Below are 17,682 nucleotides of genomic sequence, written 5' to 3'. Positions count from 1 at the left end.
CGACAAGAGTAAAGCGACAGAGAGGAATAATATGGACAAGGGCTCTTTATGAACAAGAAGATCACACTCTATGGTTATTGGCGCTCTTCGGCAGCCTATCGAGTCCGTATTGGCTTGAACCTAAAGCAACTTAGCTATGAGTCTAATTCGGTGCATTTGATACGTAATGGCGGCGAGCAGCATGATCCACAATATCGCGAGCTCAATGCCAGTGAATTAGTGCCTGTGCTGGTGGATGGCGATGTTCAACTCAATCAGTCGCTGACGATCTTGCAATACTTGGACGAGACTTATTTGTGTGAGAGCAGCCCAGACATCTTGTTGATCCCTGAGCAATCACCACTGCGCTATCAAGCGTTGGCGATGGCTCAGGATATTGCGATGGAGATTCACCCTCTTAACAATCTGCGTGTGCTGCAGTATTTGGAGAGAGAATTGTCGTGCGAACAAGAGGCGAAAATGGATTGGCTTCATCATTGGATGAGCCAAGGTTTCCATGCTTTAGAAGAGAAGCTAGCGAAGCACAGAAAAGCGCACGGCGACTCGGTGTATAGCCTCACAGATTCGCCATGTATCGTAGATATTTGCTTAGTGCCGCAAGTCTACAATGCGTTGCGCTTTGATGTTGATATGTCACCTTATCCGTTGATTAACTCGATTGTCGAAGCGTGCAATCAGTTACCCGCTTTTATTGATGCGATGCCAGAAAATCAAGCGGATGCGAATGAGCCCATGTAGATTCACTGATGTCAACGCAAATACTCGTCCCTTGCGTTACCAAAACCGTTTCTTGAAAGAAGCGGTTTCCAAAATTAAACATTAGCAACTAGTGAATAAATATAGGTATGGAAAGTTATTCTTTTAGTACTCATAACTGCCAAATATGTAGCACAAAATTCGTTTTTATAATGTTAATTAAATATATGAAATGCAGTAAGTGTATGAATATTTATCCCGTTTAGCACTAATATGGACCTAATAAAAAAGCCTCGTTATTAAATAATAGGCTTTAACCAAAGGTTTTATATTTGAGGTAATTCTCATTCAAGAATATTAATAATAAACAATACCTTCGCCTTTCGTAATCAGAGTACCAGCTTCATTGGTAATTATTTTATCTAAATCAAATAATGAACCAATCGCCGCATTACCTAATCCAGCTTCAACGAATTTACAAACGGCATCAATTTTTGGCCCCATAGAACCAGCAGGGAATGAAAATTCTGCTAAACCAGCAGGTGTTGCTTGCTTCATTTCTGCTTGGTCTTCTTTACCATAGTTACGGAAAATCGAACCATCGGTTAAGATAATAAATAAGTCGGCATGGATTTTTTCAGCCAGTAATTCAGCCGTAAGATCTTTGTCAATTACGCACTCTACGCCAGTGCTCTTACCCTGTTCAATACTCACGGGAACACCGCCGCCGCCACAAGCTATAACGAGGTTTTCTGTATCTAGAAGTGTTTCAATTTGCTGAATTTCAACAATGTTTTTTGGCATAGGAGAAGGCACAACGCGACGGTAGTACTCGCCATCAGCTTTAAACTGCATTGTGCTTTGAGCCATTAACTCTTTAGCTCGTTGTTCTGTATATACAGGGCCAACAAATTTAGTCGGATTGGAAAACGCAGGGTCTTTTTTGCTTACTTCAGTTTGTGTGACTAGCGTCGCTACGTCTAATTCAGGGTCAATGTTTCTTAGCTCTTGCTGTAACATGTAGCCCACCATGCCACAGGTTTGAGAGCCGAGTACATCCATTGGGTACGGGGTCGTCTGTGGCGAATATTCGCTATAAGCTGCGTTTTGTTCCATCAATAAGCCTACTTGCGGGCCATTACCATGAACGATAACAATCTCATGCTCGCGTGCGATTGCGGCAATACTCGCCGCTGATTTTATTATATTTTCACGTTGATTCTCAGCCGTTAATGCTTGGCCTCTTGCTAAAAGAGCGTTACCGCCTAAAGCTAATACTATGCGCATGATAATGTCTCCGATCATTTAATAATGATTTTATTTTACGTAGGGGTTAACCGCTTGTTATTTCTAATTGAATTCAAGATTATTAATAACAATGACTAGGTTTTTAATTACTCTTAGGTAATTAACATGCCGAGATAGTATGGGAAAATAACTGTTCTAAATGTGATAGCTATCAAATTATCATTTCACTAGAAATGGGCCTGTGTAAACGGAAATTATTATAATTCGATTAAATATCCATAAGCTTGAATACAACCCAGTGGTGGACTCTTTTTTTGTATAAATGATTCGTCTTTAGTGAATATTATCTCAGGCTATAAAATGATTAATTTTCTATTTTTGTTTTAAATATGATGAGCAGATCGCATTAAGATCTTTAGAAAAGGCAGGGGGCCATACTGAGGCGAGGATTCACGAGCTTAAATAGTCGTTTAGATTCGGTTTTTATCGGCCAATCAAGGGCTGCTTAAAGTGTTCAGTATTTAATACTTCTCCCGTTGATTGCTTAACTCAGTCATCGGTTTTCAATCGGCTGCCTTTACTACAGATGTTATCTGACAGCCAAGAGAAAATTGGAGATAGTTAGCCGCTTTCTAAGGCTCAACGTTAGAGCGAAACAACGCGTTTTATCTCTTCTAAGATTTCGGCGTTAGCGATTGCTCCGAGGTTTTCTACATCCTTGCCATTTACTATCTGTTTCACCGCTAATTCCACCAGTTTTCCTGAGCGTGTTTTTGGCACATCGCTGATAGTAAAAATTTGGCTCGGCACATGCCTTGGTGAGCAAGATGACTTGAGTTTGTTCTTAATTGTTGTCACCAACTGGTCATCTAACGCTATGCCTTGCTGCAACTGAACAAACAGCCATATCTGCTCATTGCGGTCGACATCTTTACCAACGGCGATGGAATCGATGATGCCCTCAATGGTGTTCACTTGTTGGTAGATCTCGGCAGTACCAATTCGTACGCCACCGGGGTTAAGTGTGGTGTCGCCTCGTCCATAGAATAGATAGCCGCCATGAACGCTCTGCGCGACTTCGTCACCGTGATGCCACACATTATCGAACTTATCCCAATAGGTGCTGTGGTAGCGCTCTCCGGTGTCATTCCAGAAGCCAACAGGGAAGTTGGGTAGGGAATTTGTACACACCAGTTCGCCACGTTCATGATTAACCTTGTGACCAGACGAATTGAACACCTTGATGTCAACTCCGAGCCCGGCCTGTTGGCACTCACCGCGATACACCGGCGAGATTGGGTTACCCAACACAAAGCATCCACAAATATCCGTGCCGCCAGAAATGGACGCTAAATGCAGGTCTTGTTTGATGTGTTTGTAAACGTAATCAAACTGCTCAGGGTAAAGCACTGAACCCGTTGAGCACAGGGTTCTTAAGTGAGGAAGAGAATGGCTTTCGATTGGCGAGAGCTCTGCCTTTTCAATTGCTTCTAGATACTTGGCTGAGGTGCCAAACAGAGATACATCGGCGCGCTGTGCCAAGTCCCACAATACATTGGGTTGCGGGTAAACTGGGCTACCATCAAAGATCACCAAACAAGCTCCGCTTGCGAGCGCAGATACGTGCCAGTTCCACATCATCCAACCACAAGTGGTGTAGTAGAACACGCGATCTCTCGGTTTAATATCGCAATGAAGCTGATGCTCTTTTAGGTGGTTGATGGTAGTGCCACCTACAGAATGGACAATACACTTTGGCTTGCCTGTGGTGCCGGAAGAGTAGAGCATAAACAATGGTTCATTGAAGCCGACACGCACAAATTGCACAGGTTTCGGCTGATAGTGATTAATGATGCTGTGCCAGCTTCGGGTCGACACATCATTTTCAAAGTCATTCTTCTCTAAATCACCTCTTGGTTTTAAATAACCGATCTGACACACCTGTTTTAGCGCGTTTAAGTGCTCGATGATTTCACTATTCTTGTCCGTCATATCGAACGTTTTGCCATTGAAGGTATAGCCATCACAGGTGAACAACACCTTGGGTTTCACTTGGCCAAACCGCTCAATCACGCTCTCTACACCGAAATCAGGCGAGGTTGACGTCCATATCGCGCCTAAGCTGGTGGTTGCCAGCATCGCTATAACGGTTTGCGGTAGATAAGGCGTATAAGCAGCAACCACATCACCTTGTTGAACTCCGCTATCAACAAGCCATTGTTGAGCGCTAGAGACAGCTTCACACAAGGTTTTCCATGTATAACTTTGTTGCTCGCCACGCTCATTCTCAAACCAAATCGCACGCTCATCAGGCATGGTTTGCGCCAAACGCAGTAAGTTCTCGGCGTAGTTTACTTGCGCATTCGGAAACCAAACCGCATCACGATTCGATTTAGGCTGCTGCCAGCGGCTTTCACCTTGCGTTTTGATGTCACTCCCTTGCGAGCCGACCATTCCACAAAACTGCCATACGTTTTGCCAAAACGACTCTGGATGTTCTACAGACCATTGATGGAGATCCGTGTAGTTTTGTAATTCCCGCCCGAGTACGCCCTGCTGATCAAGGCTATTCATGAATTGGGTTAAGTTGGCGTCTGCGTTGCGTTGCTCGCTAGGCTGCCAAACTGGCTTATTGTTTTCGCGCATTCCTTTACCTTTAACAAAAAGTTAACGTTTTCAGTCTGGTATTTAGGTTTTACAAAGTCAAAAGATCAGCAAAATAAGGGAGCGGCTGAACTGTGTAAATAAAATGTTACACGATCGCTTATTTCGAAAAATCGCGCAAATTGGCGGATATAGGGAGTGGAGATAGGCTTAAAGGGAGACATTCGAAAGGAGGTGTGTAATGACTCAATATCATTCTAAGCCCGTGAGCCAAGAGGGATGGGTTGAGTGGAGCCTCGAAGAAGACGCCATTTGGCACGACTTAGTGAAAAGGCAATTGGACGTAATTAATGACCGCGCATGCGATGCTTATTTGCACGGTTTGACCCTGCTGGATCTGCCATTAGACAGAGTTCCCCAGCTTCCAGAGATAAACAAAGTGCTAATGGAAACAACAGGTTGGCAGGTACAGCCTGTGCCTGCATTGATCGATTTCGATCGTTTCTTTGATTTGCTCGCCAACAAGAAATTCCCAGTTGCGACATTTTTGAGAACGCGAGACGAGTTCGATTATTTACAAGAACCTGATTTCTTTCATGAAATTTTCGGCCATTGTGCCATGCTCACCAATGCCGATTTTGCGACATTCACTGAGCACTACGGAAAACTAGGCCAAGCAGCCACACCTAAACAGCGCGCGTATCTTGCCCGTTTGTATTGGTTTACGGTTGAGTTCGGTTTAGTAAAAGAAGGTCATAGACTGAAAATCTATGGCGGTGGCATTCTTTCGTCTCCGGCGGAAACCATGTATGCGTTGGAAGGGGATTTGGCCGTTCGTGAGCGGTTCGATCTGCAAACGGTTTTAAGAACCCCTTATCGCATCGACATCATACAACCGAAATATTACGTGATTGATGAGCTGTCTGAGCTCTTCAAAATCAGTCAGGAAAACCTATTGCAGCAAGCTGATCTCGCGATAGACGAGGGATTACTACCACCACTTTTTGAACCTAAGGAACCAACACATGTTGAATGAACAAAAATGCGAAGCCTGCAGTATCGACGCAATTGCCCTAAGTAAAGATGAGCAACAGTCTTTACTAATGGAATTGTCGGATTGGCAGATCATGGAAAGAGACGGCATCCCGCAGCTTGAGAAGGTGTTCAAGTTTAAGAACTACAAACAAGCATGGGCATTCAGCAACAAAGTGTCAGAGTTGGCAGAAGAAGAATTCCATCACCCTTCGATCTTATTGGAGTGGGGTAAAGTCACCGTCACTTGGTGGAGCCACTCAATCAAAGGCCTCCACAAGAATGACTTCATCTGCGCCTCACGCTGCGATGTGTTGGCGGTGAGTGAATAGTATTTTGGATTAGGGGTTATCCTTGCCACCTTAGTGATGTGATTACCTCATTATTCGGCTCATTAGGTGAGCCGAATACTAGATACTTTCTCATCAAGGTGCACAACTTCTCTCAAAGTTGCTTGACCTGCATCAGCGACTTGCTGCTTTCTCGTCCGACAGCCCTCACTATTGCTCATAGTATTGGTTTTATGAGGCTGCTCTATGATATATTTCTCGGCCAAGCGTATTACAGACGAAGGCTAATAATGTCTATCAACCTTTCACTCCTTCCACCCAGTGAGAAAAATAAAATCGAACTGGATAAGCAAGCATCGTTTCTTGTATGGAAACTGAAGCAAGCGAAATGTGGCCCTGAAGCCATTGTTGAAGAAGCAATGAAGCTAGGTGATCCAGAAGAAAAGGCTTGGTTTGATCAGTCTGTTGAAAAATACAAACGGGTAATGGGTGTCGCATAAACGCAGATAAACCTTACCCAGCAAAGCTGTAGAATTGAAATGACACAGTAATTTGCTAGAATTTGCACCGTTAATTGAATCAGAGAGAAGATCCCGATGGGAAGAAGTTTTGAAGTGCGCAAGGCCTCAATGGCGAAAACTGCAGGCGCAAAAATTAAAGTTTATTCTAAATACGGTAAAGAGATTTACGTACTGGCTAAGAACGGCAGCTCTGACCCAGACATGAACTTACCTCTTAAGCACCTGATTGCTAAAGCGAAGAAAGACCAAGTACCAGCTCACGTTATCGACAAAGCGATCGATAAAGCGAACGGCGGCGGCGGTGAAGACTTCCAACCAGCTCGTTACGAAGGTTTTGGCCCTGGTGGCACAAGCGTAATCGTTGACTGTCTAACTGACAACGGCAACCGTACTTTCCAAGACGTTCGCCAATGTTTCGTTAAAACTGGCGCGAAAATCGGTGTTGAAGGTACTGTTTCTCACATGTTCGCTCACCAAGCTGTATTCCAGTTTGCAGGCGAAGATGACGAGATCATCCTAGAAACGTTAATGATGGAAGACGTAGACGTGACTGACGTTGAGCTAGAAGACGGTGTTATCACTGTATTCGCTCCAACGACTGAGTTCTTCAAAACGAAGACTGCACTACACACTGCGTTCCCTGAGCTAACTCTAGACGTAGAGGAAATCACGTTCGTTCCTCAAACAACTACGCCAGTAGCTGAAGAAGATTCTGAGAAGTTCCAAAAATTCTTAGACATGCTTGACGACTGTGATGATGTTCAGCAGGTTTACCACAACGCTGAGCTGTAATCTTTACAGTAACAACAGTTATTAAAAAACCGAGCCTAGTGCTCGGTTTTTTTATGTCGGTAACAATGATTAAATACCTTGATCATTGTTCCGGTGGTTCTATTAATAACCTTTGAATTCATGCTCTTAATCTTCGCATAAGTTAGCTTTAGTTATCGTTTTTGATCTCGGGCGACATAGCCACTCGGCGACTTTTCTGACTTGTGGTAATAGGGTTAGGCTCAGTGTGAGTGCACACGGCCAAGCAATCAAAAAGCTGTTTAACCAAATTGGTGGCCATGCTTGGCTGAAACCCACCTTATACCCCGATATGATCCCCGACATCATGATAGCCATGACCAGTGAAGACAATATCGCTGTAACCCAATGAAGTTTGTTGTTCATCCGTTCTCCTTAGTGATTTTATTATTGGAATACATTAAGGTTACTCTTATCCATAAATGAGAAAAATAGGCACATATAGAAGTATGAATTCCATATTTGGAAACATTGATGATCTATTCCTGTTTTGCACTGTAGTGGAAGAGGGCTCTTTGTTATCGGCCTCGAAACGGTTACAACTGCCTGTGTCGACCATGTCGCGTCGGTTAACCGCGTTGGAAGAGCGCCTGAGCATCCGCCTTTTAGAAAAGAAAGGACGAGAGCTGGTGGCCACCAAAGACGGTGAGGCGGCCTTTGCGGCGCTAAGTAGTGGCATGGAATCCCTGCATCAAGGTTTTAGCAGCTTGCTTGAAGAGCGCGATGCGATTCAAGGTAAGATAAAGCTCGCGGTGCCTCATAACTTCTATAGTGGTTTTCTTCGCCCGACTGTCGAGCAGTTTCTTGCTGAGTACCCAAAAGTGCAGCTCAATCTCATCCTGAGTCAGCAGCAAGTCGTTCCTGAAACGGATCGTGACTTGTTGATCTCGTTTAAAATTTCCGACATGGACGGCATGATTGCGCGGCCATTGTTTAAGGCCAAGCACGGGTTTTTCGCAAGCCCAGAATATTTAGATTCGCGTGATGAGATTAAAAATCCAGACGATCTCGAGCATCAAGAGTGGATTAGTGTCGATGATGTGTTTGATATGCCGCTCTACAAATCTGACCGCTTAGAGCAGATGATCACGATAAAACCCAAGTTCATCGTTAACGATATTCATGCAGTGGCAGCCGCGGCGCAAAAAGGCTTGGGGCTTGCTTCACTGCCTTTTCGTCATGTATCCCCGGAAATGAATCTGATTCAAGTACTTCCTGAGTATCATCGGGGTGATCGCCAAGCGTATTTAGTGTACAAAGAAAGAAAATATCAGCCAAAGGCTTTGACCCTGCTTATTGATGCATTGATTGAGAGTGTTCGATCTTTTCATAGCGATGACTTGGTCAAATAAAAGGAGTAAGAAATGAAAGTAAGTTTTATCGGGCTAGGCGTAATGGGTTTCCCAATGGCAGGCCACCTAGTCAAAGCCGGTTTTGAAGTGACGGTATTTAACCGCACTCACAGCAAAGCATTAGACTGGGCTGATAAACACCAAGGTAAAGCTGCTGAGAGCGTGGCTGAATGTGTCGCAGAAGCTGACGTAGTATTGGTTTGTGTGGGCAACGATGACGACGTGCGCAGCATGACGACCAGCGAAACAGGCGCTCTGGCCGCAATGAAGCCAAACGCGATTCTTGTTGATCACACCACAACCTCGGCAATTCTGTCTGAAGAGCTTGAAGTTGCAGCGAAGCAAGCGGGTGTTCGCTTTATGGATGCACCAGTATCTGGTGGCCAAGCGGGCGCAGAAAACGGCGTGTTAACCATCATGTGTGGTGGCGAACCAGAGCTGTTTGACGACCTTCAACCTGTATTCGAAGCTTACGGAAAGTCGTCGGTTCTGATGGGTAAAGTAGGCCAAGGTCAACGTGCGAAAATGGTTAATCAGATCTGCATTGCAGGTGTATTGAATGGCCTTTCCGAAGGCTTGGTGCTTGCAGAGAAATCAGGTTTGGATATACAAACTCTGGTTGATTGCCTTAAAAATGGCGCTGCTGGCTCATGGCAGATGGAAAACCGTGCTACCACAATGGCGCAAGATAAATTTGATTTCGGCTTTGCAATTGATTGGATGATCAAAGACTTAGGCTTCTGCTTAGATGAAGCTGAGCGTCAAGGCATCCAACTTCCATTGACGGAAAAGACCAACAACGCATACAAGGCACTGTCTGCTGAAGGACAAGGCCGCATGGATACATCAGTATTGATGAAAGCGGTAGTTGAAGAGACTAAAAAATAGAAGAGACGAAGAAGTAGAAAGATCGAAGTAATAGAAGCTTCGTTTAGATAACTAAAAATAGCCGCTTATTAGCGGCTATTTTTGTTTTGGTTGTATAGAAGTACAGATGAAGCAGGGTTTTGAACATCAAAATTGGACTGTGTTTTACCTCACCCCAATCACACTTAACCGTTCCATCGTTTTCACCTATTGAATCTATCGTTATTTCCCATTAAACAAATGTAAACATTGAAGTTATATTCTTGGTGGGCAGAAAAGAGCTTTTGAATATCCATTAACCACTCGACTGGTTTAATGGTTAGCACGCATTGGAGAGCAACCATGCAGATGTCAAAAAGCTTTTTATTAATTACAGTTGGCTTAGCCAGCATATCTCTACAGGCTCAAACCCTGACAAGAGACAACGGTGCACCTGTAGGTGATAACCAAAACTCCATAACAGCAGGTGAGAATGGCAGTGTATTACTGCAAGATGTACACCTGATCCAAAAATTGCAGCGTTTTGCCAGAGAACGTATTCCTGAGCGTGTTGTTCATGCTCGTGGGACGGGCGCACATGGTGAATTCGTCGCTTCTGGTAATTTTAGTGATTTAACGGTTTCCGACCCTTTTACTAATAAAGGTAAGGTGACTCCTGTTTTCGTTCGTTTTTCGACCGTTATTCACTCTAAAGGATCGCCAGAAACACTTCGCGACCCACGTGGTTTCGCCACTAAATTTTATACTGAACAGGGTAACTGGGACCTGGTTGGGAATAATCTGCCTGTGTTCTTTATTCGTGATTCGATTAAGTTTCCGGATATGGTGCACTCCCTTAAACCGTCTCCAGTAACTAATGTTCAGGATCCAAACCGATTCTTCGACTTTTTCAGCAGTGAGCCGGGTGCGACCAACATGTTGACTTGGGTGTACAGCAATTTAGGTACGCCAGCGAGTTACCGCACTATGGATGGATTTGGGGTTCATGCCTATAAGTGGATCAATAAGCAAGGCGATGTGAACTATGTGAAGTTCCAATGGAAGAGCCAGCAAGGCATTAAAAGCCTTCGCCCTGATCAAGTCACTGAGATGCAAGGTAAAGATTTCAACCATCTGACCAATGACCTTTATGCTGAAATTGGCCGACGTAATTACCCTAAGTGGGATCTTTACGTGAAGGTATTGTCTCCGGAGGCGTTGAGCAAGCTTGATTACAACGGGCTTGATGCAACTAAGGTATGGCTGAATGTGCCGGATAAAAAAGTAGGCACAATGACGTTGAACCGTTTACCTGAAAATTTCTTTTTAGACACGGAACAGTCGGCATTTTCGCCTTCTAACTTGATTCCAGGCATTGAGCCGTCGGAAGACCGTTTGCTACAAGGTCGTTTGTTTGCTTACTCAGATACGCAGCTTTACCGCTTGGGTGCGAACCTGTTCCAACTGCCAGTAAACCGCCCGCTAGCGCCAGTGAGCAACCATAACCAAAATGGTTTGAGTAATAATGCATCGCTAAGCCATGGTGATGTTAACTATGAGCCAAGCCGAAAGCTAGAGTTGGCAGAAGATGCTCAATTCAAAGCCGTAGAAACCAAGCTTGTTGGTACGGTGCAACAAAAAGCGATCAGTAATCCACGAAACTTCTATCAAGCGGGTGTGCAGTACCGCAGCATGAATGAACAAGACAAACGTGATTTGATTGCTAACCTCGCTGGTGACTTGAATAAAGTGACGGACAAAGACATCAAAACGACGATGGTGAGCTACTTCTATCGTGCAGACAAACAATATGGAACGCGTTTGGCTAAAGCAACTGGCACCAGTATGTCACGAGTGGAAAAACTCTCACAAGCGAACAATTAAGCAACAACGTAAGACGTAAAGTTTTGGCCTGCGGGAGATTTATCTGCTCTTTTCTGCCCGAAAATCAGGGCTCCTGTAGGCCATTCTCTAATCTTGTTAGTTAGGGGGAATAAATGAAAATCGTATTTTTACTCAGCTCCGTTATTTTCTCTTTGATCTCCTCGCTCAGCTTATTGGCTGCTGACGACAAACTGGAAGAGGAATACCAATCTCTGGTTGGGTTGTTCTTTGATGCCGCTCGTATTGGTAACAATGAAGTGGTCGATGCATTTGTTTCTCAAGGCTTCCCCGTTGATCAACGCAATAACCAAAGTTATACCGCACTCATGGTGGCCGCTTATCAAGGAAACAGAGAAACCGTGGGGCTTTTACTCGATTCGGGTGCCAATGCATGCCTGCAAGACAAACGTGGAAACACCGCTTTGATGGGGGCATTGATTAAACGCGAAATTAGTATTGCGAAAGACTTGTACCAAGCAGAGTGTTCCCCAGAGTTGCGTAATAAAGCAGGACTTAATTTGAAAGAATTTGCCGAAATCTATGGTCAATCCAATGTGCTGAAATCCCTTCAGTAATAAACGAATTGTGCAAATAACAATAAAAGGACGTAACAAAATGAATAAAACAACATGGCTTGCTGCACTTGCTCTTATTTCTTCTCCGGTTTTTGCTGAAGTAGTGAATGTTGAAATGATCGATCTTGGCTCGGGTCAGTCAACCGGAACTGTAATGATAAGCTCAAGTGAATACGGAGCTGTCTTTACGCCTGAATTGAAAGGTTTACCTGCTGGTACACATGGCTTCCATGTACACGTGAATGGTTCATGCGACAGCATCACCAAAGATGGAAAAATCATTCTCGGTGGAGCTGCAGGCGGACATTATGACCCGGAAAATACGGGCAAGCATGGTTTCCCTTGGACTGATGATAATCATCTTGGTGATTTACCGTCGCTTTACGTTAATGCTCATGGCGTAGCTGACCAGCCAGTAATGGCGCCAAGAGTTACATTAGATGACGTGAAAGGCAGAGCGTTGATGATCCACGCTGGCGGTGACAACCATTCGGACCACCCAGCTAAACTTGGCGGTGGTGGTGCACGCATTGTATGTGGCGTGATTAAGTAATTCCCTTTTTAAAAGTCGTTAAAAGCGCTCCAACTACGCTGGAGCGTTTTTTATAGGTAGGGATGAAACCTGTTCGTTGACGCGGAATGGGTATAAATGGATTAGGCTTCAGTTTGGGCGAAGCAGAAGAGACTAAAAAGTCATCTAATCTTGATTTACTTGTTTCATTGTAAAAATGAGGAACTAACTCACGCACACTCATCCTTCATGACGAGCTTTTTGTTAGTAAAAACATCCATTTTAGTGGTTGTTTTATCACCACTCTTTATTTGGTTGATAAATTTATCGTATTGTTACAATTGCTTACATTTTGATGGTTAGAGGCAATTTAATGCGATATCAATCTTCACCGAGTACCCACACAGAACAAACACAACAATCACCCCAAGAGCGAGCTAATCAACAGCGTTTGGCTCGAAAGGAGGAGCTTACAGTTACTCAAGCCGATAATCAGCGTTGGGCTGAAAATCGAGAAAGAGTCATGGCTGAACGCAATGACGAAAACGCCGACATAACATTAACTCCATTAAAAGAAGACAAGAAAAAGCGTGGATTCAGTTCCTTGTTGTGCGCGAAACCGACCTTTTCTAAACTTCCAACCAAGACCATTGCTTATTGTTGGGTAAACACTAAAGCCGAAAGTGGCGAAGACAATATTATTCCCAGTGTTGAAAAGGAACATGGTCTGTTAAATGTGATTAGTAATGCAAAAATCACCCCGAAGGTAAAACATATCATTTATGTCGATAGACGTACTGAAGGGCGAACATGTTACGACTCACGCGTCGAGATTCCTGAGAATGTTAAGTTCGTTTCCGTTGATGAGTTGCTAACTAAGAAAAATATGTCAACGCCAGAAATTGCTCAGAAGATGACTGAGTTGTATGAGGCGAGTATCAATCACGGTAGTCCAGCTTTTGCAAAGAACATGGTCTCTTTACTGGCTTTAAATAAAGGGGATTACTTCTTCGACATAGGTGTCGGCATAAAGCCCGATGGCAACTTAGCTAAGCACCTCAATGGCGAGAGCAAATATCAGGGAGGTTCAGTAGGAAACGGCAGTTATTTGATGGGGGGACACGAGAAAGAAAGCATTGAGATGATTGTCGAGTTCCTTTATGGGTTGTATACCTGTGAAAGGGCACCGACAGTACATCCCAAGAAAGCAGCGGAGATCTTAAACAACCTTGATGAATCGTTATTGGGAACAGATGTTGTGAACGAGGTTGTAAGCAACGCGAAACTGAACGAGAAAATTACACCTGCTGAATTCGTTACGTATTCTCGAATGATGGAGAAAAAGTTTGCTGATCGCGGCGTTAAGACCACGATGAGTGAATATGCCCGTCATACTGACGCCGTCTTTGGAAATACCATTGCAACAATTACTAATGGTACGAAAACGAAATTTGTGGACGGAAAAGACTTCGTTAACAATCATAAGATGAGCCATCTTCATAAAGTCAAAGTAGAAGAACATCATGTTCCAGTTTGATAAAGAGAACAAAGAAGAGCTATAAAAAGTTAGCGAATATCTCAGATAAATTGAAATAGAAAAGGGGCTCATTGGAGTCTCTTTTTTAATGGCGCATATGTTCCTCTTGTGCTGCAACCTATTGTATTTTTAACCATAATAACAGCCTCAGGTTGGGATGAAGGAAAGTCCGCTACTTTGCTTTGCGTTCCCCACTCACGCCCTAACTCAGCCATTCACTCCTTATTATTACCATTCGTCGCATTGATAAAACGGCGTGACAGTTTGTGGTTAACCTTTCAACGTCAACATTTGAAAGGGATTACACATCATGACTGCTTTAAACACTTCCAACTCACTTACTGCTCTGTTTCGTCGTTCACTTTTAATTGGGTTTACTTCGCTGGCTCCAACGTTGGCGCTAGCTAACCCAAGTTCAGACGTGCTAGATATCTACAACCAAGCGGCGCAAGGCAATGAAGACTTGGTTGAGGTGGCGTATGAACGCCTCAATGACACGCTGCAGCAAGACGGCGCTACGCCGCTAACCTTGGTGTACCTAGGAAGCACTGAAACCCTGATGGGGCGTGACGCGTTCTTACCTTGGAACAAGATGAAGTATGTGGAGAAGGGCTTATCGACCATTGATAAATCACTAGTGCTGCTTAAAGACGAAGATCAACCGATTCATGAGCAACCTCGTGTTCAAGGATTACCAGATTCTTACCTGACTCGCGCAATGGCCGCGGTTACTTACACCTCTCTGCCAGACATGTTTAACCATTTTGATCGTGGTTATGACCTGTTCCTCTCGCTACTGGCTGAAGATGTTTTCCAGCAACAGCATTTCGCTGCGACATCTTGGATTTACCGTTATGCAATTACGGCATCGATTCGTGCTGAAGACTTCGAGCAAGCACAGGTGTGGCTTAAAAAAATGGAAAGTACTGATGCCGGAAACATCGAGACCATGACGGCCAAAGCCCTCCTTGCGAAAGCAAAGTAACAGCAGCAAACGCTAAAGAATGATGGGTAATCAGAGGGCAATGAAATGATTGAATTTAAAGGTATCGGCAAAGCGTATGTTACGGGTGGTCAAAGCGTAGACGCACTCAAGGGAGTCGATGGTCAGATCAAACGCGGTGAAATGGTGGCGCTATGTGGCCCGTCTGGGTCTGGAAAAAGCACACTTTTGAATATCCTTGGTTTGTTGGATATGGACTATCGAGGCGAGATTCATATTGATGGCAAAGCGTATCCAACAGAGCAGATTGCTGCTGCGCGCTTTCGTCGTCAGTCGTTGGGTTTTGTGTTTCAGCGCTTCAATCTGGTTCCTGTGATGACAGCGCTTGAGAACGTCGCTTACCCATTAATGCTGAATCAATGCTCTAAGCAAGAACAGCAGACCAGAGCGCAAGACATGTTAGAGCGTGTTGGGCTAGGGGATTACGTTCATCACCGTCCAGACAACCTTTCAGGCGGTCAGCAGCAACGTGTCGCGATAGCCAGAGCACTGATCCACAACCCAAGCCTAGTGATTGCCGATGAGCCGACTGCCAGCTTAGACAGCCATACCGCCAACCTGGTGATCGACATTATGAAAGAGCTCGGACACGAAATGGGCACCACCTTTATTGTCGCAACGCACGACCCAAGAATGGCGCAGCGTTGTGACCGAGTGATTGAACTTATCGACGGCCAACTGGCACCACAAGCCACAGCAATGGAGGCCATCTCATGGGCAAGTTAACACAAAGAATGAGCACTTTTTTGTTTCCTACCTCGGTGCGTTTGGCGTGGCTTAATTTATTGAGAAACGGTCGACGCAGTTTGTTGTCGGTATTGATTATCGCGATAGCAGTGTTTGCGCTGACGTCGGCAGGAGGCTATGGGCTTTACACCTATGAATCTCTGCGCGAATCAACCGCGCGCGATACTGGTCATCTTACTTTGAGCACGCCGGGTTATTTTGAACAAGACGAAGATATGCCGTTGAGTAATGGTCTGGATAACGTTCAAGCGCTAACCAAGAGCATCATTGGCGATAGTGACGTACGAGGTGTGCAGCCACGAGTCTATTTCAGCGGTTTGGTTTCTAACGGTAGCAAGTCGACCATTTTTATGGGCACGGGTGTGAATGAGCGCGAGTTTGATATGAAAGGGCCTTTCTTAGATGTGCGCAGTGGGCAAACACTCTCGGATGTGAAATCGCCAAGGTACGACAGCCAAGAACCCCAAGTTATGCTCGGAACCGACCTTGCTCGTAACCTCAAGGTTGCTGTTGGTGATTGGGTGACGCTGCTCGCTACCACCAGTGACGGCGCATTGAATGCTTTTGATTTTAAGGTGCAAGGCATTTACTCGACTGGCGTGCCTGAGTTGGATAAGCGTCAGTTGTACGTACACATCACGACAGCTCAAGAGCTTTTAGCTTCAGACAAAGTTAGCACCTTGTCGGTATTCCTTTTTGAAACCAACAAGACATCGACGGTTCAACAACGCATTCGAATGGCTTTGGACAAGCAAGATGCTCAACAAGGTTCTGAAATAGAGATCACCCCATGGCAAGATCGCGCGTTTTTCTACACCAAGGTTAAAGATCTTTACGACCGGATCTTCGGCATTATGGGCGCGGTGATGGCATTGGTAGTGTTCGTGTCGCTGTTTAACACCATGACCATGTCGGTGACTGAGCGCACTCGTGAAATAGGCACTTTATCGGCTCTTGGTAGTTACCCTTCTGAAATCGTCGCAGGCTTCTTAAAAGAGGCGGGCTTACTGGCTGTGATTGGTAGTGCGATAGGCGCGCTAGTGAGTGGCTTAGTGTCGGTATTATTGCTGGTGGTTGATGTGCAAATGCCACCACCTCCCGGCAGAACAGAAGGTTACCCACTCAACATTTATTTCTCATTGGAATTGGTTGGTTACGCCACCTTAGGTGTGCTGACGATCTGTTTACTGGCCGCTTATTTCTCTGCTCGCAAAGGCGTAAATAAGCCAATCACGGAGGCGCTAGTTTATGTATAAATTTACTCGTTCACTCACTATTTTAGGTTCTGTGTTGGCTCTAGCACCGTCGTCAAGCTGGGCTGTCGATTCACAACAAGTTACCGAGATGATCGCCAAGGCAGACAGCTACCGCTTGAACAGCGAACAAGCGTCGAAAGTGGTTTCTCTGGTCGCGCTATATCAAGACGAGCAACTAGACAAAACCCGTGAATACAACGTCTACACAAGACCAAACAGAGAGTCGTTGGTTGTGTTCAAGTCGGCGGTCGAGGCGGGTCAAAAGATGCTGATGATAGAGGACAACTATTGGTTACTGATGCCGAAATCTCGCCGTCCAATTCGTATTACTCCGATGCAAAAGCTGTTGGGTGAAGCTTCGGTAGGGGACATCTCGACTCTGACGTGGAGCGAAGATTACCAAGGCGAATGGGTTTCCGAACAACAGGTTGAGATGCCGAGTGGTGAGCAGCTTGATACCCATCACTTAAAGCTAATGGCGAAAACTAAGGGCGCGAGTTATCAATCGATTGATCTGTGGCTAACAGCAGATCGTGCATTCCCAGTTAAAGCGGATTTGTATCTGCGTTCAGGAAAGTTAGCTAAGAAAGCGTGGTTTACTGAAGGCGTGCGTGATGGCTTGCCAAGTGTGGTGTCGATGACCTTACTCGATAAGATTCAACCAAGTAAGAAAACCGTGATTGAGTACCGCGAGGTAAGCGAACAAGCCTTGGTAGATAAATACTACAACCCCGCTTATTTATCGCGTAACAGTGTTTCTGGGCTTTAGG

At 44.9% G+C, this 17,682-nt stretch carries 19 protein-coding genes; 15 read left to right on the top strand and 4 right to left on the bottom strand.

Annotated elements, in window-relative coordinates:
* Nucleotides 1–48 precede the first annotated feature (48 nt).
* Nucleotides 49–738 carry a maleylacetoacetate isomerase gene (maiA, locus tag IHV80_RS17070; protein ID WP_192891564.1) on the top strand — a complete coding sequence of 230 codons (690 nt, stop codon included), beginning with the start codon at nt 49–51 and terminating at the stop codon, nt 736–738.
* 315 nt (nt 739–1,053) lie between these two features.
* Here the strand turns inward: maiA and IHV80_RS17065 are convergent, their stop codons facing one another.
* The gene (locus tag IHV80_RS17065) at nt 1,054–1,983 is read right to left on the bottom strand and encodes a carbamate kinase (RefSeq protein WP_192891563.1); all 930 of its coding nucleotides are present in this window, start codon (nt 1,981–1,983) and stop codon (nt 1,054–1,056) included.
* A gap of 606 nt (nt 1,984–2,589) precedes the next feature.
* Entirely contained in the window at nt 2,590–4,590 is a 2,001-nt protein-coding gene (locus tag IHV80_RS17060) for an acetoacetate--CoA ligase (protein WP_192891562.1), read from the bottom strand.
* Nucleotides 4,591–4,789: 199 nt separating this feature from the next.
* Here IHV80_RS17060 and phhA point away from each other — a divergent pair, with 199 nt between their 5' ends.
* The 4 genes from phhA to IHV80_RS17040 all read left to right on the top strand — a co-directional run bounded on the left by phhA (nt 4,790) and on the right by IHV80_RS17040 (nt 7,183).
* Nucleotides 4,790–5,584 carry a phenylalanine 4-monooxygenase gene (gene phhA, locus IHV80_RS17055; RefSeq protein WP_102482044.1) on the top strand — a complete coding sequence of 265 codons (795 nt, stop codon included), beginning with the start codon at nt 4,790–4,792 and terminating at the stop codon, nt 5,582–5,584.
* On the top strand, nt 5,574–5,912 hold the full coding sequence (locus IHV80_RS17050) for a 4a-hydroxytetrahydrobiopterin dehydratase (RefSeq protein WP_192891561.1): 339 nt from the start codon (nt 5,574–5,576) through the stop codon (nt 5,910–5,912). The genes phhA and IHV80_RS17050 overlap by 11 nt, the downstream gene beginning before the upstream one ends.
* A gap of 248 nt (nt 5,913–6,160) precedes the next feature.
* The gene (locus IHV80_RS17045; protein ID WP_004732615.1) at nt 6,161–6,370 is read left to right on the top strand and encodes a DUF3283 family protein; all 210 of its coding nucleotides are present in this window, start codon (nt 6,161–6,163) and stop codon (nt 6,368–6,370) included.
* Between the two features lie 96 nt (nt 6,371–6,466).
* A complete protein-coding gene (locus IHV80_RS17040; protein ID WP_004732617.1) occupies nt 6,467–7,183 on the top strand; it encodes a YebC/PmpR family DNA-binding transcriptional regulator in 717 nt (238 codons plus the stop codon).
* Between the two features lie 126 nt (nt 7,184–7,309).
* On the opposite strand, the gene IHV80_RS17035 is transcribed toward IHV80_RS17040, so the two are convergent.
* Entirely contained in the window at nt 7,310–7,567 is a 258-nt protein-coding gene (locus tag IHV80_RS17035; protein ID WP_192891560.1) for a DUF2798 domain-containing protein, read from the bottom strand.
* A gap of 83 nt (nt 7,568–7,650) precedes the next feature.
* Between IHV80_RS17035 and IHV80_RS17030 the strand changes: the two genes are divergently transcribed.
* From IHV80_RS17030 to sodC, 5 genes are all read left to right on the top strand, one after another.
* Nucleotides 7,651–8,553 (top strand): LysR family transcriptional regulator, encoded by a 903-nt coding sequence (locus IHV80_RS17030; RefSeq protein ID WP_192891559.1) that lies wholly within the window; start codon nt 7,651–7,653, stop codon nt 8,551–8,553.
* Nucleotides 8,554–8,565: 12 nt separating this feature from the next.
* Complete coding sequence (locus IHV80_RS17025; protein WP_192891558.1) at nt 8,566–9,441, top strand: NAD(P)-dependent oxidoreductase; 876 nt, start codon at nt 8,566–8,568, stop codon at nt 9,439–9,441.
* 321 nt (nt 9,442–9,762) lie between these two features.
* Nucleotides 9,763–11,283: a catalase gene (locus IHV80_RS17020; RefSeq protein ID WP_192891557.1), complete on the top strand. Its 1,521-nt coding sequence runs from the start codon at nt 9,763–9,765 to the stop codon at nt 11,281–11,283.
* 113 nt (nt 11,284–11,396) lie between these two features.
* Nucleotides 11,397–11,858 carry an ankyrin repeat domain-containing protein gene (locus IHV80_RS17015; protein ID WP_192891556.1) on the top strand — a complete coding sequence of 154 codons (462 nt, stop codon included), beginning with the start codon at nt 11,397–11,399 and terminating at the stop codon, nt 11,856–11,858.
* 40 nt (nt 11,859–11,898) lie between these two features.
* The gene (gene sodC / locus IHV80_RS17010; protein ID WP_192891555.1) at nt 11,899–12,411 is read left to right on the top strand and encodes a superoxide dismutase family protein; all 513 of its coding nucleotides are present in this window, start codon (nt 11,899–11,901) and stop codon (nt 12,409–12,411) included.
* Here the strand turns inward: sodC and IHV80_RS17005 are convergent.
* A complete protein-coding gene (locus IHV80_RS17005) occupies nt 12,404–12,607 on the bottom strand; it encodes a hypothetical protein (protein WP_192891554.1) in 204 nt (67 codons plus the stop codon). The two genes, sodC and IHV80_RS17005, sit on opposite strands and share 8 nt — an antisense overlap.
* Before the next feature lie 135 nt (nt 12,608–12,742).
* Between IHV80_RS17005 and IHV80_RS17000 the strand changes: the two genes are divergently transcribed.
* From IHV80_RS17000 to IHV80_RS16980, 5 genes are all read left to right on the top strand, one after another.
* Nucleotides 12,743–13,906, top strand: coding sequence for a hypothetical protein (locus IHV80_RS17000; protein WP_192891553.1), 1,164 nt, complete (start codon nt 12,743–12,745; stop codon nt 13,904–13,906).
* Between the two features lie 310 nt (nt 13,907–14,216).
* Nucleotides 14,217–14,891: a hypothetical protein gene (locus IHV80_RS16995; RefSeq protein WP_192891552.1), complete on the top strand. Its 675-nt coding sequence runs from the start codon at nt 14,217–14,219 to the stop codon at nt 14,889–14,891.
* A 45-nt stretch (nt 14,892–14,936) separates the two neighbouring features.
* The gene (locus IHV80_RS16990; protein ID WP_192891551.1) at nt 14,937–15,635 is read left to right on the top strand and encodes an ABC transporter ATP-binding protein; all 699 of its coding nucleotides are present in this window, start codon (nt 14,937–14,939) and stop codon (nt 15,633–15,635) included.
* Entirely contained in the window at nt 15,623–16,912 is a 1,290-nt protein-coding gene (locus tag IHV80_RS16985; protein WP_192891550.1) for an ABC transporter permease, read from the top strand. Before IHV80_RS16990 ends, IHV80_RS16985 begins: the two co-directional genes overlap by 13 nt.
* Nucleotides 16,905–17,681, top strand: coding sequence for an outer membrane lipoprotein-sorting protein (locus IHV80_RS16980; protein WP_192891549.1), 777 nt, complete (start codon nt 16,905–16,907; stop codon nt 17,679–17,681). Before IHV80_RS16985 ends, IHV80_RS16980 begins: the two co-directional genes overlap by 8 nt.
* Nucleotide 17,682: the final 1 nt, after the last annotated feature.

This window comes from Vibrio bathopelagicus (assembly GCF_014879975.1).
Taxonomy (GTDB): Bacteria; Pseudomonadota; Gammaproteobacteria; order Enterobacterales; family Vibrionaceae; genus Vibrio; species Vibrio bathopelagicus.
The sequence above is the reverse complement of the archived record's forward strand: the minus strand, read 5'-3'. Positions and strand labels throughout refer to the sequence as shown.